Raw genomic sequence first — 23,099 nt, forward strand, 5'->3', positions numbered from 1 at the left:
CCACCGATTGCATTAGCTGCGCCAGCCCGCTACGGGCTGGGGGACACCATGACGATCAGACTTCTTGCCGCGCTCGCGACGACAGCAACCGTTCTCGGCGGCTGCAATCAAACTGTTACCCGCACGACCACTGCCGGAAAGCCCGTGCTCGCTTACGCGTTCGCGATGTACACGGACGGGTCATGCTGGTCCTGGGAGCCTCCCGAGGTTTCCGTTGCAACGCCGCCCGCACATGGGCGGGTCACGCATGCACTCGTGAAGCACCCGCTCAAGATGCCTGGCGACAAATGCGACGGAACGGTCGTCGATTACCGCGTGTCGCTCTATACGCCCAACCCCGGCTTTCGGGGGCAGGATCGCCTGTCTTTGCAGTATGACGGCATCCGGAATGATGGCGGCGGACGCTTCGTCACGAGCACCGACGTTGTCGTCGACGTGAAATGAGCCCTCGGGGGCGTGGGTTCCGCCTGCGCCGAAATGGGGCTAAGAGCCTGACGCGTCACCGTGTCAGGCTCACATGTCCCACAACACCTTCGGCCATCTCTTCCGCGTCACCACCTTCGGCGAGAGCCATGGGCCTGCGATCGGCTGCGTTGTCGACGGCTGCCCGCCGCTGATCCCGCTGAGCGAGGCCGAGATCCAGCGCGACCTCGATAAGCGCCGGCCCGGCCAGTCGCGCTACACGACGCAACGCCAGGAGCCGGACCAGGTTCGCATCGTTTCCGGCGTCTTCGCGCTGGAGGCCGATGGCGAGCAGGTCACGACGGGAACCTCGATCGGGCTGCTGATCGACAATGTCGACCAGCGCTCGAAGGACTATTCCGAGATCAAGGACAAGTACCGGCCCGGCCATGCCGATTTCACCTATGACGTGAAATACGGCATTCGCGACTATCGCGGCGGTGGCCGCTCCTCGGCGCGCGAGACGGCGATGCGGGTTGCGGCCGGGGCGATCGCCCGCAAGGTCGTGCCGGGCATGGTGGTGCGCGGCGCCCTGGTCCAGATGGGGCCGCACAAGGTCGATCGCGGCAACTGGGACTGGGACGAGGTCGGCAACAACCCGTTCTTCTGCCCGGATGCCAAGGCGGCCGAGCGCTTCGCCGATTATCTCGACGGCATCCGCAAGTCCGGTTCCTCGATTGGGGCCGTGCTGGAGATCGTCGCCGAGGGCGTGCCGGCGGGTCTGGGCGCGCCGATCTACGGCAAGCTCGATGCCGAGATCGCGGCGGCGCTGATGAGCATCAACGCGGTCAAGGGCGTCGAGATCGGCGAGGGCTTCGGCGCCGCCGAGCTCTCCGGCGAGGAGAACGCCGACGAGATGCGCGCCGGCAATGACGGCAAGCCGCTGTTCCTGTCGAACCATGCCGGCGGTATCCTGGGCGGCATCTCGACCGGCCAGCCGATCGTCGCGCGCTTCGCGGTGAAGCCGACCTCCTCGATCCTGTCGCCCCGCGCCACGGTGACCCGCACTGGCGGCGAGACCGAGATGTTCACCAAGGGTCGGCACGACCCCTGCGTCGGCATCCGCGCCGTGCCGGTGGGCGAGGCGATGGTCGCTTGCGTGCTTGCAGACCAGTTCTTGCGTCACCGCGCGCAGGTCGGCGTGATCGAGCCGCGCTGGCCGTTCGAGGGCTGACCACACGCGTCATTCTCGGGCTTGAACCGAGAATCTCCTGACGAGAAGGCTGCAATTGAGGCCTCTCGCGGCCTGAGATGGTCGGGTCAAGCCCGACCATGACGGTTCAAGATGGTCATTTCAGTATTACTGAAAAATTCTCTTCGCTTCATTGCGGATGAAGCGGAGGCGTATTAGCTTGGCGTCATGAAGCTCGATGTCTGGCTCCAGCAAACCAAGACCGCCCGCAGCGCTTTCGCGCGGCAGGTCGGCCTGTCGCCCGCCAGCGTCACGGCGCTCTGCAACGATCCGACTGCCTGGATCTCGCGGGAAAGCGCCGAGCGCATCGCCGCCGCGACAGGCGGCGCCGTAACCCCCAACGACTTCCTGGGCCTGCAGGGCCCGCGCGAGGCTGCCATGACCGCAAGCAATGTCGCCGAGACCGTCGAAGCCTTCGCGCGCGGCGAGATCGTCATCGTCACCGATGACGACGACCGCGAGAACGAGGGCGATCTCATCGTCGCCGCCTCGCTCTGCACGCCGGAGAAGATGGCCTTTATCATCCGCAACACCTGCGGCATCGTCTGCGCGCCGCTGACATCGAGCGAGGCGCGCCGCCTGCGGCTCGATCCGATGGTCTCGTCCAACGATGCCCCGCTCGGTACCGCCTTCACCATCACCGTCGACGTCAAGCACGGGCTGACCACCGGCATCTCGGCCGAGCAGCGCACCAACACCGTGCGCGCCCTCGCCAACGGCAATATGGGCGCCGCCGACTTCGTCCGGCCCGGCCATGTCTTCCCGTTGATCGCCAAGGACGGCGGCGTGCTGATGCGCTCGGGCCATACCGAGGCCGCGGTCGATCTCTGCAAGCTCGCCGAGCTGCCGCCGGTCGGCGTGATCTGCGAGCTCGCCAATGACGACGGGACGGTGATGAAGGGCGCGCAGATCACCGCCTTCGCGCAGAAGCACGGGCTCAAGCAGATCACGGTCGCCGACCTCATTGCCTATCGCCAGGCGCGCGAGAAGCTGGTCGAGCGCGTGCATTCCTTCCCGGTCAAGACCGAGTTCGGCGAGATGACCGGCCATGTCTATGTGACGCCCTTCGACGACACCCAGCATTTCGCCTTCGTCATGGGCAAGCTCGGCGATGGCGAGAAGGTGCCGGCCCGTCTGCACCGCGCCAATGTCGTGGCCGACGTGCTCGGCGGCGCCTCCTCGATCCAGTGCGTGCTGCGCCGCTTCCAGCAGGAGGGCAAGGGCGTGCTGGTCTATCTGCGCGACGGCTCGGCCGGCGTGCCGATCAAGAGCGTCGAGGGCGAGGAAGGCTCGGACGCGCTGCGCTCGCAGCAATGGCGCGAGGTCGGCCTCGGCGCCCAGATCCTGCGCGATCTCGGCGTCGCCTCGATCGTCAACCTGGCGTCCTCGACCCGCGCCTTCGTCGGCCTCTCCGGCTTCGGCATCGAGATCGCCGAGACCGCGCCGCTGGAGTGAGTGGCGCAGCCGTCATTGCGAGGAGCGTAGCGACGAAGCAATCCAGGAGGGCGCGCTCTGCCGCCCTGGATTGCTTCGCTGCGCTCGCAATGACGGGAATACTCACCCCCGCATCAGCGCCATGACATGGGCGGCGGTCGATTTCGACAGGCCTTCGAGGTCGTAGCCGCCTTCCAGGATCGAGACGAGCCGCCCGCCGGCATGGCGGTCGGCGATCTCCATCAGCTTCTGCGTCGCCCAGGTGAAGTCGGTTTCCTTCAGGTTGATGTTGGCGAGCGGGTCGCGCCAATGCGCGTCGAAGCCGGCCGAGATGATCACCAGATCCGGCCGGAAGTCGTTGAGCCGCGGCAGGATCGCGCTCTCGAAGGCGTCGCGGAAGACGTCCGTGCCGTCGCCGGCCCGCAAGGGGGCATTGACGATCGTGCCGTGCTCGCCGCGTTCGGAGGGGGCGCCGGTGCCGGGATAGAGCGGCATCTCATGGGTCGAGGCATAGAGCACGCTGGCATCGCCCCAGAAGATCTCCTGCGTGCCGTTGCCGTGATGGACGTCCCAGTCGACGATGGCGACACGCTCGGCGCCATGGGCCTTTTGGGCATGGCGGGCGGCGATGGCGGCGTTGTTGAAGAAGCAGAAGCCCATCGCCTTGTCGCTCTCGGCATGGTGGCCGGGTGGGCGCATGGCGCTGAAGGCGTTGCTGACGCGCCCGGACATCACCTCGTCGACGGCATGGACGGCGCCGCCGACGCCGTGCAGGACCGCCGCGAGCGTGCCCGGCGACATGATCGTGTCTGCGTCGATCTGGACGAGACCTTGCTGCGGCGAAGCCTCGGAGATCGCCTGCGCATAGGCGGCGGGGTGGCAGAGCTCGACCTGGGCGAGCGTAGCTTCCGGCGCCTCGACACGCTGCAGCAGCGCGAAGCGCTCGTCCTCCAGAGCCTGCTCGACGGCGCGAATCCGGTCGGCGCGCTCGGGATGGCCCGGCGGGGTGACGTGGCGGAGGCTGGAAGGATGGCTGATCAGCAATGTGGTCACGCGCAAGTCTCCGATAGTCGCAAGGCAAGCCGAACGGGTTAGCCCGCAAGCGTGACCATATTGTCACTGCAACGCAGCAAGACGCCAGTGCGACGCAGGAACTTCATTGCCTGCAAGACGATTGGGCCGTAAGACCGGGTTGTGTTCGACCCGGGCCGTGCCTTGTCGGGTCACCGTTTATTAACGAAGCATTCATCATAACGAGCACCGTATCGGTGCCGGCGGTGGACCCCATGAAGCAGACTTTCGTTACGGTGCTCGGCTTGTCGATTCTTCTCGGCGCCTGCCAGTACAAGACCGTTCATGCACCGTCGCTCTCGGCGCGCGATGCCGAATACATGGCGCTGGTGCCGAATTTCGAGACGCAGATCACGCATCTGCCGTACGAGATCAACGATCCGACCGGCGAGGAGCCGGGCACGATCATCGTCGATACCACCGAGAAGTTCCTCTACTTCGTCCTGCCGAACAAGAAGGCGATCCGCTACGGCGTCGCGACCGGCGACGAGGCCTTCGGCTGGACCGGTACCGCGGTGATGCAGCGCAAGGCCGAGTGGCCGCGCTGGACGCCGCCGGCCGAGATGATCAAGCGTTGGCCGCATCTGGCGCCGCGCGCCGGCGGCATGGAGGGCGGCCCCGACAACCCGCTCGGTGCCCGCGCCCTCTATCTCTACCAGGACGGCAAGGACACGCTCTACCGCATCCACGGCACCAACGAGCCGGAGACGATCGGCCGCTCGGCCTCGTCCGGCTGCATCCGGATGCGCAACATCGACGCGATCGACCTCTACAACCGCGCCGCGGTCGGCGGGAAGGTCATCGTCCGCTAAGGCGTCCCCGCTTCAGCGTCATTGCGAGCGTAAGCGAAGCAATCCGGACGGTTTCGCGCCGCGGCCCTGGATTGCTTCGTCGCTTTGCTCCTCGCAATGACGGAGCTGTTCAGCCCAGTTCGATCAGGACGATCTCCGGCGGCGCGCCTAACCGGATCGGCAGCTTGCTGGTGCCGAGCCCGGCCGAGACGACGAGGTCGCGGCCATTCTCTTGGACGTGGCCATAGGCATAGCGGTTGCCGTAGCGCGAGGGCACGATCGGCGACCAGCCGAACAACCTGACCTGGCCACCATGGGTGTGGCCCGAAAGGGTCAACGCGACGCGGGCGGGCACCCGGGCGAAGATGTCGGGCTCGTGCGCCATCAGGATCACCGGCGCATCGTCGCTTATCATCGCGAGCGTCGCCGGCAGGTCGTCGAGGCCGTAGCGCAGCCCGCGCGGGCGGCGGCGCAGCACGAAGGCCTCCTGGTCGCCGAGCCCCGCGATCCAGAGCGGCCCGGCATTGGTTTCGAGCCTGACCGCCCGGTTCTCCAGGACGGGAATGCCGACCGCCTCCAGCGCAATGGTGGACTGGGTCGGCCCCTTGAGTTCACGCTGGGCGCGCTCGTCCTGCCACCAGTCATGGTTGCCGAGCACGGCAAAACGGCCGGCAGGCGCTTCCAGGTGGGCGAGTTCGGCCGCCCATTCCGCTGGCACGGGGTCATCTGGGAGACGGGCACGGCTCGCGACGAAATCGCCGACCAGCAAGGTCAGGTCCGGCTTCAGCGCATTGGTCTGTGCGACGATCTGCCGGACGCGCGCGACCGGCATATGCGGGCCGCCGACATGCAGGTCCGTGATCACGGCGAGGCGCAATTGCCGGCCTTGCGGCCAGCGCGCCGGCTTCAGGCGGTAGCGGGTCACGCCCTGATGAGCGGGCTCCCAGGCATAGGCGTAGCCGCCGAGCCCGAAACTGGACAGAAAAAGACCGGCGAGAGTTTGGAGAACTCTGCGCCGGTCAAGCATTTTGGGTCTCAGTGGGAGGTCGTCGTATCAATCTTCGAAACCGTTGCGCAGGAGCGCCGGAACGTCCCTGTGCTGCGAGGTCAACGCGGCTGGGGTCCAGCGGGTTCCCGCGAGAATGGCAGGAATCGCGATCGGACGGAAGCGCGATGCATAGGCTTCGCGTGCGCTGGCATCGTGGAAGCTGGCGGTGCGGTGCGCGGGGTGGCGCGGCTTATGCGTCGACATGATCCTCGGTTTCCGGTTGTGGGCGCCGACGGTTCCTGGGCCGTCAGCACCGCCAATGTCACTGCCGATCGGGTCGGGCCGGCGGCGGCATTTTGAAATTCTCGTGACATTTTTCGTGTCACACCGAGGCTTTGGTCAGCTTTGGCACAGTTTCGCGGGGCGGTGCGAAAGTGAACGCGCGAACCCCTCCCCCTTGTGGGGAGGGGCAGGGGTGGGGATCGCAAAGCCGGGGCGCTCGGTGAAGCTGATCGAGCTGCCGCTGTTGCAAGCCTGCTGACGCTCACCAAGCGGCACCACCCCCATCCCCATACCCTTCCCCACAAGGGGGAAGGGAGAAGCCAGGGCGATCAGCGTCTCGCCGAGGAAGCTATTTGGGAGAGGGGATTCCGCGGATCAGCCCGCCAGCAGCCCTTCCGCCTTGACCCAGTCGAGCGTCTTGCCGAGCGCGCGCTCATAGCGGTCGAACATCTCGTCGATCTCGGCCTCGCTGATCACCAGCGGTGGGCAGAAGGCGACGCGGTCGCCGCCGAGCGCGCGCAGGATCAGGCCTTCCTCCTGGGCGAAGCTGGTCGACTTCAGGGCGACGCCCTTCTTGGCCTCGAACTGCGCCTTGCTCGCCTTGTCCTTGACCAGCTCGACGCCGCCGATCAGGCCGACGCCGCGGGCTTCGCCGACCAGCGGGTGCTCGGCGAGCTTGGTGAGGCGCTGCAGGAATTTCGGCTCGACCTTGCGGACATGCTCGATGATCCGGTCGCGCTGGTAGATCTCCAGCGTCTTGACCGCGACGGCGCAGCCGACCGGGTGGCCGGCATAGGTGTTGCCGTGGCCGAAGGTGCCGATCTTCTTGCTCTGGTCGACGAGCACCTCATAGACCGGCTCGTTGATCAGCACGGCGCTGAGCGGGAAATAAGCCGAGGTCAGCGCCTTGGCGCAGGAGAGCGTGTCGGCCTTCATCTTGTAGGTGGTGGTGCCGAACATCTCGCCGGTGCGGCCGAAGCCGGTGATGACCTCGTCGGCGATGAACAGGACGTCGTATTTCGCCAGCACGGCGTTGATCGCCTCGAAATAGCCCTGCGGCGGGGTGACCGCGCCGCCGGCGCCCATCACCGGCTCGGCGATGAAGGCGGCGACCGTGTCCGGGCCCTCGCGCTGGATCATCTCGTCGAGCTCGGCGGCAAGGCGCGCCGAGAAGTCGAGCTCGCTCTCGCCGGGTTGGGCGAAGCGGTAGTGATGCGGGCAGGAGGTGTGCAGGACGTTCGGGATCGGCAGGTCGAAATCGGTGTGGTTGGCCGGCAGGCCGGTCAGCGAGGCCGAGGCGACGGTGACGCCGTGATAGGCTTTCAGGCGCGAGATGATCTTCTTCTTCTTCGGGCGGCCGAGCGCATTGTTCATGTACCAGACCAGCTTGACCTGGGTGTCGTTCGCATCCGAGCCGGAGGCGCCGTAGAACACCTTGGAGATCGGCACCGGGGCGATCTCCTTCAGCTTCTCGGCCAGCTCGATCGCCGGGTCGTGGCTACGGCCGGAGAAGAGATGGGTGAAGGGCAGCTTCTTCAGCTGCTCATAGGCGGCCTCGGCCAGCTCCTCATTGGAATAGCCGAGCGAGGTGCACCAGAGCCCGGCCATGCCCTCGATATAGTCCTTGCCGGCGGTGTCGTAGACGAAGACGCCCTTGCCGCGCTCCAGCACCAGCGGGCCGACCTCGCGATGGGTGGCGAGGTTGGTGTAGGGGTGAACGAGCGTCTCGATGTCGCGCACGGCGAGGTTGGTCAGCATTCCCGGCTCCCGATGTTTATGCGTGATTTATGCGAGCATAGACCGCAGCCGACGCAAGCGCTGAGCGATTTTCCTGCAGATCGGGGCAGAGTCTGGCGCGGAGCGGGGCCGGCGCGTCGGAATCTTGAGGCGACTTCCAATCCGCAGCCCTCATCCTGAGGAGCGATCCCAGATCGCGTCTCGAAGGATGCTCCAGATGGTTCAGGAGCCTCCTGGAGCATCCTTCGAGACGCAGCCTGACGGCTGCTCCTCAGGATGAGGGCTGAGAGGCGGATATTGCGCCTGGAATCATTCCAAACCGGCTTGCCAGCCGCCACGACGATGCGCATGGTTCGGCGCCCTTCGAAGAGGTCAGGCATGATCGATCCCGCCCGCATGGCGAACCAGCCGGCGCCCGGCCGCGACTGCGGCAGCTGCACGCTGTGCTGCAAGGTCTATGATGTGCCGGCGGTCGAGAGCGTCGCCGGCAGCTGGTGCAGGCACTGCCTGCCCGGACGCGGCTGCGGCATCCATGCGACGCGGCCGGATCATTGCCGCGCCTTCTTCTGCCTCTGGATGACGCAGAGCTTTCTCGGCCCGGAATGGAAGCCGGACAAGGCCCGCTTCGTCCTCACCATGGACCCGGCGACCAACTGGCTGTTCGTCCAGCTCGACCCCGGCGCACCGCAGGCCTGGCGCAAGGAGCCCTATCTGACGCAGCTGCGCCGCTGGGCGGCGGCCGGCAACCGCCCGGTCATCGTCTTCCTGAACAAGTCGGCGACGGCGGTCATGCCGGACCATGACGTGCCGCTCGGCCTGATCGCAGCCGACGAGCGGTTGGTGCTGCGCGAGGAGCTCGCCGGGGGGCGGCCGCGTGTGACCGTGGCGAAGGTCAAGGCTGCGGCGTGAGCGAGGCGAGCTTGAGCAAGCGGGCGCGCGACTATGGCCTGATCTGCGGCTCGCTGCCGCCGGGCCCGCTCAATGCGATCACCGATGTCGCCAACGTCGCGGTCGGCCATCGCACGATCCGCGAGGGCGATATCCGAACCGGCTTCACCGCCGTCCTGCCGCATGGCCGCGATCTCTTCCGCGAGAAGGTCAGGGCCGGCGTCGATGTCATCAACGGCTTCGGCAAGAGCGCCGGGCTGATGCAGCTCGCCGAGCTCGGCCAGATCGAGACGCCGCTCCTGCTCGGCAACACCTTCTCGGTTGCGACGGGGATCGAGGCGCTGGTCGGACGGGCGCTCGCGGCCAACCCCGAGATCGGCCGCAGCACGGGCACGGTGAATGCGCTGGTGCTCGAATGCAATGACGGCTTCCTCTCCGATATCAGGGCGCGGCGCCTGACCGTCGCCGACGCGGAAGCCGCGCTGGATGCTGCCAGCGGCGGATCGGTGGAGGAGGGCGCGGTTGGCGCCGGCACGGGCATGAGCGCCTTCGGGTTCAAGGGTGGCGTCGGCAGCGCGTCGCGCCTGATCGAACTCGATGGCCGCAGTTTCACCGTCGGCGTGCTGGTGCAGGCGAATTTCGGCAATGCCGGCGATCTCGTCCTGCCCGACGGGCGCCGCCCGGTGCCGCCCGAGCAAGGCACCCAGCCGCCGGAACGCGGCTCGGTGATCATCATCCTGGCGACCGACCTGCCATTGGAGAGTCGGCAGCTCACCCGCATCGCCCGGCGCTGCGGCGCCGGGTTGGCGCGGCTCGGCGCCTTCTGGGGCAATGGCAGCGGCGATATCGCCATCGCCTTCTCGACCGCGAGCCGGATCGCGCATCACGAGCAGGCCGATCTCGTACCGCTGACGGTGCTCAACGAGAACCGGATCGACCTGCCCTTCCGCGCCGCTGCCGAGGCGACGCAGGAGGCGGTGCTGAACGCGATGCTGGCCGCGCCGGAGACGATTGGGCGCGACGGCAATCGCCGGCCGTCGCTGGCGGATTGGCTTTGACCTGCCCGCACCGCGCCAGAGCCGCCCGTCGGCATGGCGTATCGCAGAAACAGGCCAGTTGGACTGACGCCCTGTCTTTTGACATAGACGTAAGATCGCCGATGGGCCGATTGCTGTTTCAATGAATCCGATGCCGCAGGATTTCTCCGAAGACGTCGCGGCCATCGCATCGATCGCTGCGGTGCCGACCATCCTCGACGTCGTCTGCCGGACGACCGGGATGGGTTTTGCCGCCGTGGCGCGCGTCACCGAGGATCGATGGGTCGCCTGTGGCGTCCGCGACGAGATCGCCTTCGGTCTCGAGCCGGGCGGAGAGCTCAAGGTCGAAACGACGATCTGCAATGAAATCCGGGAGCATCGCGACGTCGTCGTCATCGACAATGTCGCGGAGGACCCGATCTATTGCGGGCACCACACGCCGCAGATGTACGGCCTCCAGAGCTACATCTCGATGCCGATCATCCTTCAGGACGGCCGGTTCTTCGGCACGCTATGCGCGATCGATCCCAAGCCCCGCTCGCTCAACAATCCGGCGACGCTGGGCATGTTCAAGCTCTTCGCCGAATTGATCGCCTTCCATCTCGATGCGCATCGGCAAATCGCTGCGAGCCAGGCCAGCCTGGCCAGCGAGCTCCATAACAGCGAGGTCCGCGAGCAGTTCATCGCGGTGCTCGGTCATGACCTGCGCAACCCCGTGGCCTCGGTCGCTGCGGGGCTGAACATGCTCGACCGAACCGAGGACATCGCGAAAATCCGGACGCTGACTGGAATGATGCGACACAGCCTGATGCGGATGTCCGGCCTGATCGATAACGTGCTGGATTTCGCGCGGGGCAGGCTCGGTGGCGGTATCCAGCTCGATCGCGGCGACGAACCCGAACTGAAGGAGATGCTCGAGCGGGTCGTCGGCGAATTGCGATCCTCGCAGCCCGATCGTGAGGTGTTGAGCGAGTTCGATCTGTCCGGGCCGATCGCTTGCGACGGCGCGCGCATCGCGCAGATGCTGTCGAATCTGGTCGCTAATGCCCTCACGCATGGCGCCGAGGATCGTCCGGTCATGGTGCGGGCCCACCAGACGCGCGACACTTTCGAGCTGTCGGTCGCGAATGCCGGCGAGCCGATCCCGCTTGCGGTGCGGAAAGAGCTGTTCAAGCCATTCGTTCGAGCCTCGGCCAAGCCGCATCAGCAGGGACTTGGTCTCGGGCTCTACATCTGCTCGGAAATCGCGAAGGCCCATGGCGGGACGCTCAAGGTTTCCTCCGATGCGGACGAGACCCGGTTCACCTTCCGGATGCCGCTCTGACCGGGCAGCTATCGCTCTTTCGGTGACTGGTAACCAGCGCCGGTTTTCTCCAGCATGGCCCCGACCGCGATCGCCGTCCGGTCCTCGCTGAAGGGCGCGAGGATCTGCACGCCGGTCGGCAGTCCCGCCTGTGACAGCCCGACCGGCGCGCTCAGCGAGGGCAGGTCGGCGCCGGTGGCAAGGCTCGCCCAGCACAGGAAGTCGAGATAGGGCCGCTCCACCCCGTCGATGTCGAGCCGGCGGGCGTGGAAATCCGGCAGGTGGTCGTGCTTCTGCGCCGCGACCGGCGCAGGCGGGCAGAGCAGCACGTCGTAAGATTGGAAGAAGCGGGCCCATTGCCGCTTCAGGGCGAGGCGGCGCTGATGGAGCTGCTGGTAGAGGCCGGGCGTCATCCGGGCGCCGCGCGCCTGCAATGCCTGATGCGAGAGATCGCCGGGGGCGAATTTCGCCGCTTGCGCCTGGATGCGGGCGCGCACCTTTGGCGGCAGGCCATAGGCGACGACGGCGTGGTTCAGGAGGGCATAGACCTCATAGGCCTCGCTGAAGCGGAAACCGGGGCGCGCCGTCTCGTCGACGATCGCACCGGCTTCGGCCAGGCGCCGCCCGGCTTCGCGCACGGTGTCCGAGACCTCCTTCGTCACCGGCGCGAACGGCTCCTGCGCCCAGATCGCGACGCGCAGGCCCTTCGCTTCCGTCTTGCGGGGAGCGGGCAGGGCAGCGCCAGCGACATTCGGGTCGCGCGGGCCGGTCAGCACCGGCAGGATCAGCTCGATGTCCTCGGTCGCCCGGGCGATCGGGCCGGCGACGACGAGGTCGGCATTGCGCAAGGTACGCCGTTCCGGTGGCGGCGGGATCAGGCCCCAGGTCGAGACCAGGCCCCAGCTGGTCTTGAGCCCGAAGACGCCGCAGGCCTGCGCCGGCCAGCGGATCGAGGAGCCGAGATCGGAGCCGAGTTCGAAGGCGCTCATGCCCGTGGCGACCGCAACCGCTGCCCCGCCCGAGGAACCGCCAGCCGAATAGTCGGGGTTCCACGGATTGTTGGTGACGCCGTGGGCGGGGTTGTAGCTCTGGAAATCGCCGGAGAAGACCGGAACCATGGTCTTGCCGAGGATGACCGCGCCGGCGGCGCGCAAACGGGCGACGGCGGCGGCGTCTTCCTGCGGGACGCGCTCCTTATAGGCCGGCAGACCGCCCGAGGAGGGTAGGCCGGCGACGTCGAAGGCGTCCTTGATCGTGATCGGCAGGCCTTCGAGCGGGCGGGCTTGCCCAGTGGCGATGTGCCGATCCGACTCAGCTGCCATTGCGCGCGCGGCGTCGCGATCCTGCGCGACGATGGCGTTGAGCGTGGGGTTCAGCGCGTCGATGCGGGCGAAGGTCGCTTCGAGCAGGTCCGTCGCAGTGAAGCGTCTGGCGAGCAGATCGGCGCGCAGGCTCGCGGCGGAGGCGGTGAGGTCGATCGAGGCCATCGGGAGGTCCGGCGGGTGGTATGGAATTCGTAGCCGAATGCAGCGGAGGAGGAAAACGGCCTTCTTGCAGCGTGCGTTTCCGTCATTGCGAGGAGCGCAGCGACGAAGCAATCCAGGGGAGGCGGGGTGCTACGGCAAGTCCTCCTGGATTGCTTCGCTACGCTCGCAATGACGGTGGAAGGCTACCCAGCCTTCCGCCGCTCCATCGCCCTCAGGAAGTCCTCGCCGTCCTTCACGCCGAGCTCATAGGCGAAGCGGATGCCCTCCCAGTTGCGGATGGTGAACTGGCTGACCGGGATCACCTGCGACGGGCGGACATAGGTGCGGTTCTGGACCTGCGGCACCTCGGCGAAAGGCCGCGTCAGCAGTACCAATGTCTGCTCGCCGGCCGCCTCCATCTCGGCGAGCGCCCAGGCCGGGGCGCTGTCGACCAGCCCGCCATCGAGCGCGGCGCGGGCGCCGATATTCCCGGCCGGCATGAAGGGCGGCACGGCGGCGCTCGCCATCAGCGCATCGACCAGCTCTTCGGGATCGGCGCAGTCGGCGATGCGGATCAGATCGGGCCGGAAGCCGAGCTTCCGGCCCACGGTCGGATGCACCGGCCGGCGCAGGCGCTTCTCGAGCTGGTAGGCGCCGATGCCGATCGTGGTGATCACCGGCAGCGGCCAGAAGCGTGGCGGCCGCGAGATCGCGATCAGGAAATCGGCCTGGGCTTTCAGCGCCGCCAGCCGCTCCGGCGTGAACAGGCTCGCGAGCATGCTGCGATACATCTCCGCGACCGGGAAGAGCCGGCCGCCGCGGCGGAAGGCAGCCCAGTCGACCTCGGAAGTCCGGCCGGTGCAGGCCTCGCGCAGCATCTCGCGCACGGTGGGGCCGACGCCGAGCGCATTGTAGAGCATCGCCCCGGCGCCGGCGCTGGCGCCGACGATGCGGCGCGGCTTCAGGCCGATCTCAGGCGCGACGGTTTCGTAGAAGCCGCCCTGCCAGTAGCAGCGGTTGCCGCCGCCGGCATAGGCCAGACCGGCGAACATCAGGGTGCGTCGATGGCGCGAGCGCGCTCGCGCCAGGCCAGGACCAGCCGGTCGAGCTCGGCGAGGTCCTCATGCGGCAGCTTGCCGAGCGTCTGGGCGACATAATCGCGCTGCGTCGTCATGCCGGCTTCGGCGAGGCGCCGGCCTTCGGGCGTCAGGTGCATGGCATAGGAACGCCGGTCGCCGACGATGGCGCGGCGCTCGACGAGGCCCGCTTGAACCAGCCGGTCGACCAGGCCGGAGACATTGCCCTTGGTGACGTAAAGCCGCTCGGCAAGCTCGCTCTGGCTGATGCCTTCGCGCTCGGTCAGCGTCGAAAGCAGGTCGAATTGCGGGATGGAGAGGCCGAGCTCGCGGATGCGGGCGGTCATCTGGCCGAGCATGCGCTGGTGCAGGCGCATGAAGCGGAACCAGACGCGATCCGGCTCGATGGGCTCCGGGGCGGGGATTGGGCGCGGCACTGACAAGGCGTTCATCCCTAGATCGTTTACTTGTAAACTAACTCATCTCCTAGTCGGAGGCGAGGGCTTTCGCCGCAAGCCGTCCGCTGGCTATGCTGCCAAAAAGCGACGCAAGACGACAGGGAGAAACGCATGCTCGGGCTGATGCAGAATTGGCCGCTGCTGATCCACCGGATCATCGACCACGCCGCGATCCAGCACGGTACGCGCGAAGTCGTCTCCCGCAGCGTCGAGGGGCCGCTCCGGCGCACGACCTATGCCGATATCCGCCAGAGCGCGCTCAAGATCGCCAAGACGCTGACGCGGGAGGGCATCCAGCCCGGCGACCGCGTCGCGACCCTGGCCTGGAACACCGATCGGCACCTGGCGCTCTGGTACGGCATCAGCGGCATGGGCGCGATCACCCATACCGTCAATCCCAGGCTCTTCCCGGAGCAGATCGCCCAGCTGATCAACCATGCCGAGGATCGTCTGCTCTTCCTCGACCTGACCTTCGTCGGGCTGGCCGAGGGCCTGCAGGACAAGCTGCCATCGGTCGAGCGCTACATCGTCCTGACCGACGCGGCGCATATGCCGGAGACCTCGCTCCGGAACGCGGCTTCCTACGAAGACTGGCTTGCCGAGGCCGACGCCGATTTCGCCTGGGCCGATCTCGACGAGAACAGCGCGGCCGGGCTCTGCTATACCTCGGGCACGACCGGCGGTCCCAAGGGCGTGCTCTATTCGCACCGCTCCAATGTGCTGCACGCCATGGCCTGCGCCCAGCCGGACTATATGGGCCTGTCGGCGCGCACCGTCGTCTTGCCGGTGGTGCCGCTCTTCCACGCAAACAGCTGGTCGCTGGCCTTCTCGGCGCCGATGACCGGGGCGAAGCTGGTCATGCCGGGCGCCAAGCTCGACGGCGCCTCGCTGCTGGAGCTGCTCAATGGCGAGGGGGTGACGCTGACCGCGGCGGTGCCGACGGTCTGGCTCGGGCTGCTGCAGCATCTGGAAGCGACCGGCGGCAGGCTCGACACGCTGAAGCGGGTGGTGATCGGCGGCTCGGCCTGCCCGCGGGCGATGACCGAGGCGTTCGAGACAAAATACGGCGTCACCGTCGACCATGCCTGGGGCATGACCGAGATGAGCCCGATCGGCTCGTTCTGCTCGATCAAGCCGATCTATGCCGATCTCACCGGGGACGCGCTCTACGACCTCAAGGTCAAGCAGGGCCATCCGCAGTTCGGTGTCGAGTTCCGCCTGACCGATGATGACGGCACTGACCTGCCCTGGGACGGCCAGACCTTCGGGCGCTTGAAGGTGCGCGGGCCGGCGGTCGCCGGCGCCTATTACAGGCACGACCAGCCGATCCTGGACGAGCGCGGCTTCTTCGATACCGGCGACGTCGCGACCATCGATCCCCACGGCTACATGCAGGTCACCGACCGCTCCAAGGACGTGATCAAGTCGGGCGGCGAATGGATTTCCTCGATCGAGCTCGAAAACCTCGCCATCGGCCATCCCGATGTGGCGGAGGCTGCGGTGATCGGCGTCGCCCATCCGAAATGGGACGAGCGGCCGCTGCTGGTGATCGTGCCCAAGCCCGGCAAGACGCCCGGCCGCGAGGAGATGCTCGCCTTCATGACCGGCAAGGTCGCGAAATGGTGGCTGCCGGACGATGTCGTGCTGGTCGAGGCGATCCCGCACACGGCGACTGGCAAAATCCAGAAGACGGCGCTGCGGGAGATGTTCAAGGAATATCGGCTGCCGGGGTGAGGGGACCGGCTTTGGCTGGGGAGCGTTGATGCATCAGGCTGCGCTATCGGGGACATCGAGATTGTCTCGGTGTCCCCGACGCAAAGGGCCGCTTACCCGCTACTGAGCGTGCACATCCTCGACCGAAGGCGAGCGTCGTTCCGATAGCCGGAGATGCTGATCGGCCATGACGAGGTCAAAGCGGCGGACGACGAGGTCGAGCATCCGCCGGGGCAGGAGGCACTCGATGTCGTCCCGGCCCCGAGTCCTCAAGACATCCATGGTCATGTCTCCACGGTCTGACGAGCCACTTGGATGGGCTACGCTCTCGGCGAGAGCCCGTTCAACCTCGCTGACGATCGGGCGTACGTCGCCAGCCTGCTTCGCCGGCACGATATAGACTTCGTGCGGCAGGTAGGGGTCGCGAACATTCCCGCCCCGGATCTCGACCGATCCATCGGCGGTCATTACGACCGAGGCCTCGAAAAAGTCGATGCGCGAGGCGCTCGCACAGCGAAGCGCGAAGAGTTTTTCCTGCTTGGCCATGACTTACCTGATCGTGATGTTCGTCGACGGGCCGGGAGCACCGATGATGGATCCGGCATTGAGCCAGCCTTCTGCGTAGTTGCAGGTCGCATCGAAGGCGATGGCGGCGCAGCTGCCGCGGAATTCACCCCGGATGAGATTGGTGAGGTTGAGCTCGCCGCCGCAATTGAGACGGTCGATCGTCAAGCTGTTCGTCTTGGTGTTGAGCGCTGCTGCCCCGCCGACATAGACGTTGTTGGCGAGCGCTCCGGTACCTCCATACGTGCCGATGTTGCTGATATGCCCCTGAACGGCATTGAAAATGCCGACCGCATAGGCACCGGCCTGGCCGCTTTGGAAGAGCTGCAGGTTTCGATGATTGAACACGCGGATGCCCTGGGGGCTGGTTCTCAACAGGCCATCGATCAGCAGATTGTAACCCCAGCGGCCGGTTCCAACGGCCGTCATGTAGATGTTCTCGATGCGGTATTGGTCGGGCTGGAACTGGGCATCGCCGCGCAGCAGGATTCCCACGCCGCCCGAGGTTCCGTCTTCACGGAAAATGCCGAGGCGTTCGATCGAAACCCCGCCGTAGCCGCCGGCACCCGTCACTTCCAAGCAATTGCCGGTTCCGGACCAGAAGATCAGCGAGGCGCCTTCATACGCTCCCTGCAGCGATATCCCGCTGAGCTGGGCAGGATTCAGCGCTGTCTTCATCATCCAGGCGCCCGGCGGAATGCGGACCGTGCCGTAACCGTACCCCGTCCTGAGTCTGACGAAGCCCAATGCCAAAGCGGGAGCAATATCGGAACCGATATTCACCCCGGTGCGCATCGTCCAGGCGCCGACACCGTAGTGATCATCCATCAAATCTCGCAGGTCGAGCGTGTAATCGAGCGGATTTGCCCAGGTCATCTGGTAGCCTCCAGAGAGCTTATGTTGATTGGCGATGTCCCCCCTGCTCGGGCGGGACGGGGGAAGCATAAGACGGGCTTTGGAGGCGGGGATTGATTGCTGAACTATCCCCGCGGCCGGAGCGGGCGAAGGCAGTTAGCTGATCGGCCCTCCCGTTGGCAGCGGCGGGCTAACCTGGAAGGCGGTTACCGCGGTGAGAGAGCTGCCATGCGCAGGCAGCGGGCGATTGACCTTGAAGCGAAGCCTTGCACTGCGGTTATCTAGGCTCCGACAGAGCAGCAAGGAATCGTCCGCATGGCCAAGGACTTCGCCGGCAAGCGTGTCATCGTGATGGGGGGCAGCCGCGGCATCGGGCGCTCGATCGCGCTGGGGTTCGCTGCGCAGGGCGCAGCGGTTTCGATCTGCGCGCGCAATCCAGGGCCGCTCGAAGCGACGCGCCGGGAGATCGAGGCCCTCGGCGTGACCGCCCATGCGGCCAGCGTCGATCTCGCCGACGCCAAGGCGATCGAGGCCTATGTACCCGAGGCGGTCAAAGCTCTCGGAGGGCTGGACGTCCTCGTCAACAATGCCTCCGGCTTCGGCCATTCGGATGACGAGGAGGGCTGGGCCGCTTCGCTCACTATCGACATGATGGCGATCGTCCGCGGCAGCCATGCGGCGATCCCGCATCTGAAGCCGGGTTCGTCGATCGTGAACATCTCCTCGATCTCGGCGCTGCGGGCCTCATCCCGGTCGGCGCCCTATGGTGCGATCAAGGCGGCCGTGATGCACTACACCGCGAGCCAGGCGAAGATGCTGGCGAAGCAGGGCATCAGGGTGAACGGCGTCGCTCCCGGCTCGATCGAGTTCCCCGGCGGGACATGGGAAGACCGGAAGACCTCGAACCCCGAACTCTATCGCTCGACCCTGGCCAGCATTCCCTTCGGCCGGATGGGCAAGCCGGAGGAAGTCGCCGAGGTCGTGCTTTTCCTTGCCTCCGACAAGGCAGGCTGGGTCACCGCCCAGACCATCGTCGTCGATGGCGGCCAGCTCGTTGGACCCTGATCCCGCTTCATCCAAGCGACCACAGCGATTGACGTTACGAAAGCCGAGGCTCACACCGACCGAGCGTACCCAATAGGCCGAGCCAAGGAGATCGCATGGAATTCCTCCTGGTCCTGGCGTTCCTGGCGTTGTTCAGCCTGAGCGCGCTGGCAGGCATCGCCTTGCGCAAGCGCCTGCACGAGCGCCACCTGACCAGCGAGAACATGGATTCGATCAGGCTGGTGACCGGGCTGATGGTCACCTTCGCCGCGCTGATCCTCTCCTTGCAATTGTCGACGACCCGGAGCCATTTCGACGTCACCAGCGGCCACCGCTCCGCCTATGCGGCGCGCCTGGCCAATCTCGACCAGTGCCTGCGCCCATTCAAGGAGACGGCGGACCCGCTTAGGCTGAAGCTTCGGCAGTACACCGCCGCTGTGATCGCCAGCACCTGGCCGCGCGAGGTCGCGCCGACGATCGCGGGCATGCCGGACATCGCGGGCATGGCCATTCGCGGCGAGGATCGCACGCTGGCGCGGTTGATGAACGAGATCGGGGCCGCTGTCGACGCGCTTCCGACCACGGGCCTCGAAAACACCGCGACGCGCTGCCGTGCAGCCTTTGCCGATGCGTCGTCGGCACGATGGAACGTCATCGAGGATGCAAACGCCCCCTCCGGCGGCTTTTTCGTCGGCATATTGAGTTTCTGGCTCAGCCTGGTCTTCCTGAGCTTCGGCCTGCAGATTCCGCGCCGGGCCCTGAGCGCCATCGTGCTGGCGATCGGCGTGCTTTCCGTCTCCAGCATCATGTTCGTGATCGTCGACCTCAGCCTGCCCTATCAGGGGGTGTTCCACATCCCGAGCACGGCGATGCGCGAGGCGCTCGCGGACATGGCGCGATAGCGCGGCCTCGCCGGCTTCCGCCGCGAGGGGTTGAAGGTGACCGCCATCCCAAGGGGGGCGCGGGGTCCGGTTGCGGCGGCGTTCCGCCGCCATGTCGAATGTCGATGTCGAAATGTCGAAGCGGCCAAATGCTCGCCGCTGCCGAACCCCGCGCGCGGTTCTCTGATGGTGCCTCGCCGTGCTTTCAGGTCCGGCAGGACCGGGCGTACCCGGACGACGAGGCCCCTCCGCCATTCCAGCCCGCAACGACTGTTCAAGACGGACACCGCCCTCCCGCCCGGCCGCACGATGCCTCGCGACAGCCCCCTTGGTCGGGCGGGACGGGGGAGAGAATACGACAGGTTTGGCAGGCGGGGATTGATTGGGAGGTTGTCCCCGCGCAACCGCAGCCTTGTTCCAGTGAAACGCGGGGAACCCTCTCCTGGAAGGAGAGGGCAGGGTGAGGTGTAGGCCCTGCGACCAGTTCCGGCTGCGCTCACCGCGCGGTTGGGTTGAGGCTCGCGATTCAACTCCGAACACCTCACCCCTGCCCCTCTCCTTACAGGAGAGGGGTTCTGCGTTGCGGTTAGCCTTCCGTGGGAGCCTCGGCCAGAAAACCCGTGATCGCTTTGACCAGCACATCCTCCGCCTCGCGATGCGGGACATGGCCTATCCCCGCCAGGATCAGGGTCTCGCCGCGCCCCTGCGCGATGCGCCGGGGATGGCGGAGCGAGCCATATTCGTCGAGATCGCCATGGATGGCGAGGACCGGGCAGCGTACGGCCGCCAGAGGCTTGTCGAGCGTCCAGTCCGCGAAGGCGGGCGATAGCCAGGTCTCGATCCAGGCATCGACCACCCAGCGTGCCTTGTCGCCGTGATAGCGTGCCAGCCGGGCGAGATTGGCGGGGTCCTGGAAATCGCGCCGCGCCAGGCTGATCCCGGCCAGCGTCCTGTCCTCGACGAAGGCCTGGGCGGCGATGGTGACCAGCGCCCGGCAGCGTCCGGGCCATTGCGCCGCCGTCGCCACCGCCATGCCGCCGCCGACGCTGTGGCCGCAGGCGACGAAATCGCCGATGCCGAGCGCGTCGCAAAGCTGCGGGACGGCGTTGCGCGCTTCCTCGGCGACGAAATCAAGGCCGAGCTGATCTGGATGCGGATCGGAGCGACCGAAGCCGAGGCGATCATAGGCGACGACGCGCCGGCCGGTCGCCACCGCGAGCTTCTCGGGGAAGCTGCGCCAGAGCTCGACGCAGCCGAGCGAGTCATGAAAGAGCAGGATCGGCGCAAGCCGGCCAGCTTCAGGATCAGACGGTGTCCAGCTGCGCGTGAAGAGCTGGTGCTCGCCGAGCCGGAGCAGGGCATCCCGCTGGTCGATGGTCGTCACTCGGGGCACGCTCGGCCGGCAGTTGTCGAAGCGCTCATTCTGCCTTTGCCCGCGCGGCCTTCGCAAGGATGCCGGCCGCCCCGAAAGGCGGCCGGCGGTGTGCTCAGAACTCGGCCCAGCCGCTGTCGCCGTGCTTGCCGGCGTTGGCGACCTTGCGCGGCGCCGGGCTGAACGCGGTCGCGGCGAGCTGCTGCAGGCGCTGCGGCTCGGCCGCAGGCTTGCGTGCGGCAGCCGGCCGCGCGGCCGGGCGGGCCGGGGCGGCGTGAGCCATGGAGGCGCTGGTGACGCCGTCGCCTCCGGTCTTGAAGGCCGCGACGAGGTCGTTGAGCTGCGTGATGCGCTGGTTGAGCGCATTGGCGGAGGCGGCGCTCTGCTCGGAGAGCGCGGCGTTCTGCTGGGTCATCTCGTCCATATGGGCGACGGTCTGGCTCATCTCCTCGATGCCGTTGGCCTGCTCTGCCGCGGCCGAGGAGATGTCGGCGATGGTCGAGGCGACCTTCTGCGACGCCGCGAGGATCTGCGTCAGCGCATCGCCGGCCTGGCGGACCAGCTTGACGCCCTCGCCGACCTCGGCGTTCGAGGAGGAGATCAGCGTCGAGATGTCCTTGGCCGCTTCGCCCGAGCGCTGCGCCAGCGTCCGGACCTCGGAGGCGACGACCGCAAAACCCTTGCCGGCGTCGCCGGCGCGAGCCGCTTCCACCGCGGCGTTGAGGGCCAGGAGATTGGTCTGGAAGGCGATGTCGTCGATCACGCGAGTGATGTCGGAGATCTTCTTCGAGGCGTCCTCGATCCGGGCCATGGCGCTGACCGCCTTGCCGGCAATCTCGCCGCCGCCCTCGGCGGCGCGCATCGCCTCCTCGGCCGTGGTCGCTGCCTGGCGCGAGGCCTGGGCCGAGGCCTTGACGGACGCCGCCAGTTCCTCGGTCGTCGCGGCGCTTTCCTCCAGCGAGGAGGCCTGTTCCTCGGTGCGCTTCGACAGATCGTCCGCACCGGTCGCGATCTCGCGGGCCGAGAGCCCGACATCGGCGGAGGTGAGCTGGATCGTCTTCACGGTCGAGGACAGGCGCTCGACGGTCTCGTTGACCGCCGCCTTCAGCTCGCCGAAGCGGCCGCGATACTGCGTGGCGATGTCCTGCGTCAGGTCGCCCTCGGCGACGCGCTGCAGCACGGCGACGAATTCGGTCGTGGCGCCGTCGACGACGGCGTTGATCTCGTTGATGCCGGCGACGAGCTTCTGCATCTGCTCGTCGGCATCGTCGATCTGCAGCCGGGCCGAGAAGTCGCCATCGGCGGCGGCGGCGACGACCTCGCCGACATCGGAGACGACGCGCGACATCGCATCGGCACGCGCCGCGCGCGCCGCAGCTTCCGCCCGCTCCTGGGCCTCAAGGGCGCGGATCTGCACCAGCTTGTCGCGGAAGAGCAGCAGCGCCCCGGCGACGGCGCCGACTTCGTCACGGCGGCCGGTCTGCGGGATCGGTGTCTCGAGCTCGCCATTGGAGAGCCCGTCGATGCTGGTCTTGATCGCGGCGAGCGGCTTGATGACGCGCGAGACGATCAGGGCGCCGGTGGCGAGCACCAGCGCGACCAGCGCAGCGAGCAGCACGTTGAACACCCACTGGATCTGGCTGACGGTGGCGCTGGTGGCCTCGAGGAGCGCATTGGTGCGGGCCTCGACCAGCCCGAAGAACTCATCGACCGGCTTCATGATCTCGGCCTTCATCCGATCGTAATCGGCCGAAAACAGCAGCTCGCGGGCGAGATTGAGATCACGCTCCTTCTTGACGGTGTATTTGCCGCTGCCGTCCTCGAACAGGCCCTTGGCGGCGTTGATGGCGCGGGTCTCGAGGGCGACGAGACCATCCGACTTGGCTGCGGCCTGGCCGAGCCTGGCGAATTCCTGGTCGGTGAAGCCGGCTTCCTTCATCGCGGTCATCAGCGCCTTGGTCTCGCCGGGGCCGCGCGGGCGCACGGCATTGTCGAGGACGAGATCCCAGTAGATACGGTGCGGCTGGACGGGGCGCGGCTTCTCGCCGGCGCGCATGGCGATGACTTCGAGATATTGCTGCTCATAGCGCGCATTGCCGGTGACGGCGAAGGTCCGCGCCAACCGCGTCAGGTCGTCCGAGCTCTGCCGGAACTCATCGGCGAGCAGATAGGAGTTATAGACCTGGCGATAGGCATTGGCCCGGGCGCCGACGGCCTGCTGCTGGAAGTACCAAGTTGCGATGATCGCCGCGATCAGGGCGGCGAAGAGGCCGGCGACGCAGAGAAAGACTTGCTTTATCGAGAGATTGGCAGCCAGGCGCATGCTTCTTGTTCCCAATTGGACATGAGACGAGGGCGGCCGGGCTGAGGCGCGCGACCGGATTCGGAGCGTTCGGGAAGATCGGGCGATCAGTCGGCTGGGCGCCGGAACGAGCGTCTGGTCGCAGGGACCCAGATGGTGATGCGTTCGCGAAACCGCGGGAGC

The 23,099-nt window shown here is 66.9% G+C and carries 21 protein-coding genes; 10 read left to right on the forward strand and 11 right to left on the reverse strand.

Going from position 1 to position 23,099, the window contains the following annotated elements:
• Positions 1–48 precede the first annotated feature (48 nt).
• The 3 genes from AC3WLC_RS02955 (at position 49) to ribB (ending at position 3,109) form a co-directional block, all read left to right on the forward strand.
• Entirely contained in the window at positions 49–444 is a 396-nt protein-coding gene (locus AC3WLC_RS02955; RefSeq protein ID WP_493682436.1) for a hypothetical protein, read from the forward strand.
• Positions 445–517: 73 nt separating this feature from the next.
• Positions 518–1,636, forward strand: a complete 1,119-nt coding sequence (gene aroC, locus AC3WLC_RS02960) for a chorismate synthase (RefSeq protein WP_493682437.1) — start codon at positions 518–520, stop codon at positions 1,634–1,636.
• Between the two features lie 186 nt (positions 1,637–1,822).
• Positions 1,823–3,109 (forward strand): 3,4-dihydroxy-2-butanone-4-phosphate synthase, encoded by a 1,287-nt coding sequence (gene ribB, locus AC3WLC_RS02965; RefSeq protein ID WP_493682438.1) that lies wholly within the window; start codon positions 1,823–1,825, stop codon positions 3,107–3,109.
• A gap of 102 nt (positions 3,110–3,211) precedes the next feature.
• On the opposite strand, the gene AC3WLC_RS02970 is transcribed toward ribB, so the two are convergent.
• Complete coding sequence (locus AC3WLC_RS02970; protein ID WP_493682439.1) at positions 3,212–4,141, reverse strand: histone deacetylase family protein; 930 nt, start codon at positions 4,139–4,141, stop codon at positions 3,212–3,214.
• A gap of 233 nt (positions 4,142–4,374) precedes the next feature.
• Here AC3WLC_RS02970 and AC3WLC_RS02975 point away from each other — a divergent pair, with 233 nt between their 5' ends.
• Positions 4,375–4,971 carry a L,D-transpeptidase gene (locus AC3WLC_RS02975; protein ID WP_493682440.1) on the forward strand — a complete coding sequence of 199 codons (597 nt, stop codon included), beginning with the start codon at positions 4,375–4,377 and terminating at the stop codon, positions 4,969–4,971.
• 109 nt (positions 4,972–5,080) lie between these two features.
• Here AC3WLC_RS02975 and AC3WLC_RS02980 read toward each other — a convergent pair whose 3' ends face one another.
• The 3 genes from AC3WLC_RS02980 to AC3WLC_RS02990 all read right to left on the reverse strand — a co-directional run bounded on the left by AC3WLC_RS02980 (position 5,081) and on the right by AC3WLC_RS02990 (position 7,978).
• On the reverse strand, positions 5,081–5,977 hold the full coding sequence (locus tag AC3WLC_RS02980; protein WP_493682441.1) for a metallophosphoesterase: 897 nt from the start codon (positions 5,975–5,977) through the stop codon (positions 5,081–5,083).
• Between the two features lie 27 nt (positions 5,978–6,004).
• Positions 6,005–6,202, reverse strand: coding sequence for a hypothetical protein (locus AC3WLC_RS02985; protein WP_346361338.1), 198 nt, complete (start codon positions 6,200–6,202; stop codon positions 6,005–6,007).
• A 393-nt stretch (positions 6,203–6,595) separates the two neighbouring features.
• Positions 6,596–7,978, reverse strand: coding sequence for an aspartate aminotransferase family protein (locus AC3WLC_RS02990; protein WP_493682442.1), 1,383 nt, complete (start codon positions 7,976–7,978; stop codon positions 6,596–6,598).
• Positions 7,979–8,335: 357 nt separating this feature from the next.
• On the opposite strand from AC3WLC_RS02990, the gene AC3WLC_RS02995 reads away from it, so the two are divergent.
• The 3 genes from AC3WLC_RS02995 (at position 8,336) to AC3WLC_RS03005 (ending at position 11,206) form a co-directional block, all read left to right on the forward strand.
• Positions 8,336–8,866: a hypothetical protein gene (locus tag AC3WLC_RS02995; protein WP_493682443.1), complete on the forward strand. Its 531-nt coding sequence runs from the start codon at positions 8,336–8,338 to the stop codon at positions 8,864–8,866.
• 11 nt (positions 8,867–8,877) lie between these two features.
• On the forward strand, positions 8,878–9,903 hold the full coding sequence (locus AC3WLC_RS03000; protein ID WP_493682444.1) for a DmpA family aminopeptidase: 1,026 nt from the start codon (positions 8,878–8,880) through the stop codon (positions 9,901–9,903).
• 130 nt (positions 9,904–10,033) lie between these two features.
• Entirely contained in the window at positions 10,034–11,206 is a 1,173-nt protein-coding gene (locus AC3WLC_RS03005; RefSeq protein ID WP_493682445.1) for a GAF domain-containing sensor histidine kinase, read from the forward strand.
• A gap of 8 nt (positions 11,207–11,214) precedes the next feature.
• Here AC3WLC_RS03005 and AC3WLC_RS03010 read toward each other — a convergent pair whose 3' ends face one another.
• From AC3WLC_RS03010 to AC3WLC_RS03020, 3 genes are all read right to left on the reverse strand, one after another.
• Entirely contained in the window at positions 11,215–12,672 is a 1,458-nt protein-coding gene (locus AC3WLC_RS03010) for an amidase family protein (RefSeq protein ID WP_493682446.1), read from the reverse strand.
• A 182-nt stretch (positions 12,673–12,854) separates the two neighbouring features.
• Positions 12,855–13,703, reverse strand: a complete 849-nt coding sequence (locus AC3WLC_RS03015) for a patatin-like phospholipase family protein (RefSeq protein WP_493682447.1) — start codon at positions 13,701–13,703, stop codon at positions 12,855–12,857.
• Positions 13,703–14,179 (reverse strand): MarR family winged helix-turn-helix transcriptional regulator, encoded by a 477-nt coding sequence (locus AC3WLC_RS03020; RefSeq protein ID WP_493682448.1) that lies wholly within the window; start codon positions 14,177–14,179, stop codon positions 13,703–13,705. The genes AC3WLC_RS03015 and AC3WLC_RS03020 overlap by 1 nt, the downstream gene beginning before the upstream one ends.
• A 117-nt stretch (positions 14,180–14,296) precedes the next feature.
• Here AC3WLC_RS03020 and AC3WLC_RS03025 point away from each other — a divergent pair, with 117 nt between their 5' ends.
• Positions 14,297–15,919, forward strand: a complete 1,623-nt coding sequence (locus AC3WLC_RS03025; RefSeq protein ID WP_493682449.1) for a long-chain-fatty-acid--CoA ligase — start codon at positions 14,297–14,299, stop codon at positions 15,917–15,919.
• A 99-nt stretch (positions 15,920–16,018) separates the two neighbouring features.
• On the opposite strand, the gene AC3WLC_RS03030 is transcribed toward AC3WLC_RS03025, so the two are convergent.
• Complete coding sequence (locus tag AC3WLC_RS03030) at positions 16,019–16,444, reverse strand: hypothetical protein (protein ID WP_493682450.1); 426 nt, start codon at positions 16,442–16,444, stop codon at positions 16,019–16,021.
• A 3-nt stretch (positions 16,445–16,447) separates the two neighbouring features.
• Positions 16,448–17,338, reverse strand: a complete 891-nt coding sequence (locus AC3WLC_RS03035) for a hypothetical protein (RefSeq protein WP_493682451.1) — start codon at positions 17,336–17,338, stop codon at positions 16,448–16,450.
• Between the two features lie 294 nt (positions 17,339–17,632).
• On the opposite strand from AC3WLC_RS03035, the gene AC3WLC_RS03040 reads away from it, so the two are divergent.
• Both AC3WLC_RS03040 and AC3WLC_RS03045 read left to right on the forward strand, forming a co-directional pair.
• Positions 17,633–18,382, forward strand: a complete 750-nt coding sequence (locus tag AC3WLC_RS03040) for an SDR family NAD(P)-dependent oxidoreductase (RefSeq protein ID WP_493682452.1) — start codon at positions 17,633–17,635, stop codon at positions 18,380–18,382.
• 95 nt (positions 18,383–18,477) lie between these two features.
• On the forward strand, positions 18,478–19,263 hold the full coding sequence (locus tag AC3WLC_RS03045) for a bestrophin-like domain (protein WP_493682453.1): 786 nt from the start codon (positions 18,478–18,480) through the stop codon (positions 19,261–19,263).
• Positions 19,264–19,828: 565 nt separating this feature from the next.
• Here the strand turns inward: AC3WLC_RS03045 and AC3WLC_RS03050 are convergent.
• Together AC3WLC_RS03050 and AC3WLC_RS03055 are read right to left on the reverse strand one after the other, a co-directional pair.
• Positions 19,829–20,626 carry an alpha/beta fold hydrolase gene (locus tag AC3WLC_RS03050; RefSeq protein WP_493682454.1) on the reverse strand — a complete coding sequence of 266 codons (798 nt, stop codon included), beginning with the start codon at positions 20,624–20,626 and terminating at the stop codon, positions 19,829–19,831.
• A 103-nt stretch (positions 20,627–20,729) separates the two neighbouring features.
• Entirely contained in the window at positions 20,730–22,937 is a 2,208-nt protein-coding gene (locus AC3WLC_RS03055; protein ID WP_493682455.1) for a methyl-accepting chemotaxis protein, read from the reverse strand.
• Between the last annotated feature and the right edge of the window lie 162 nt (positions 22,938–23,099).

The sequence above is a fragment of the Allobosea sp. GW821-FHT03A12 genome (genome assembly GCF_058986765.1).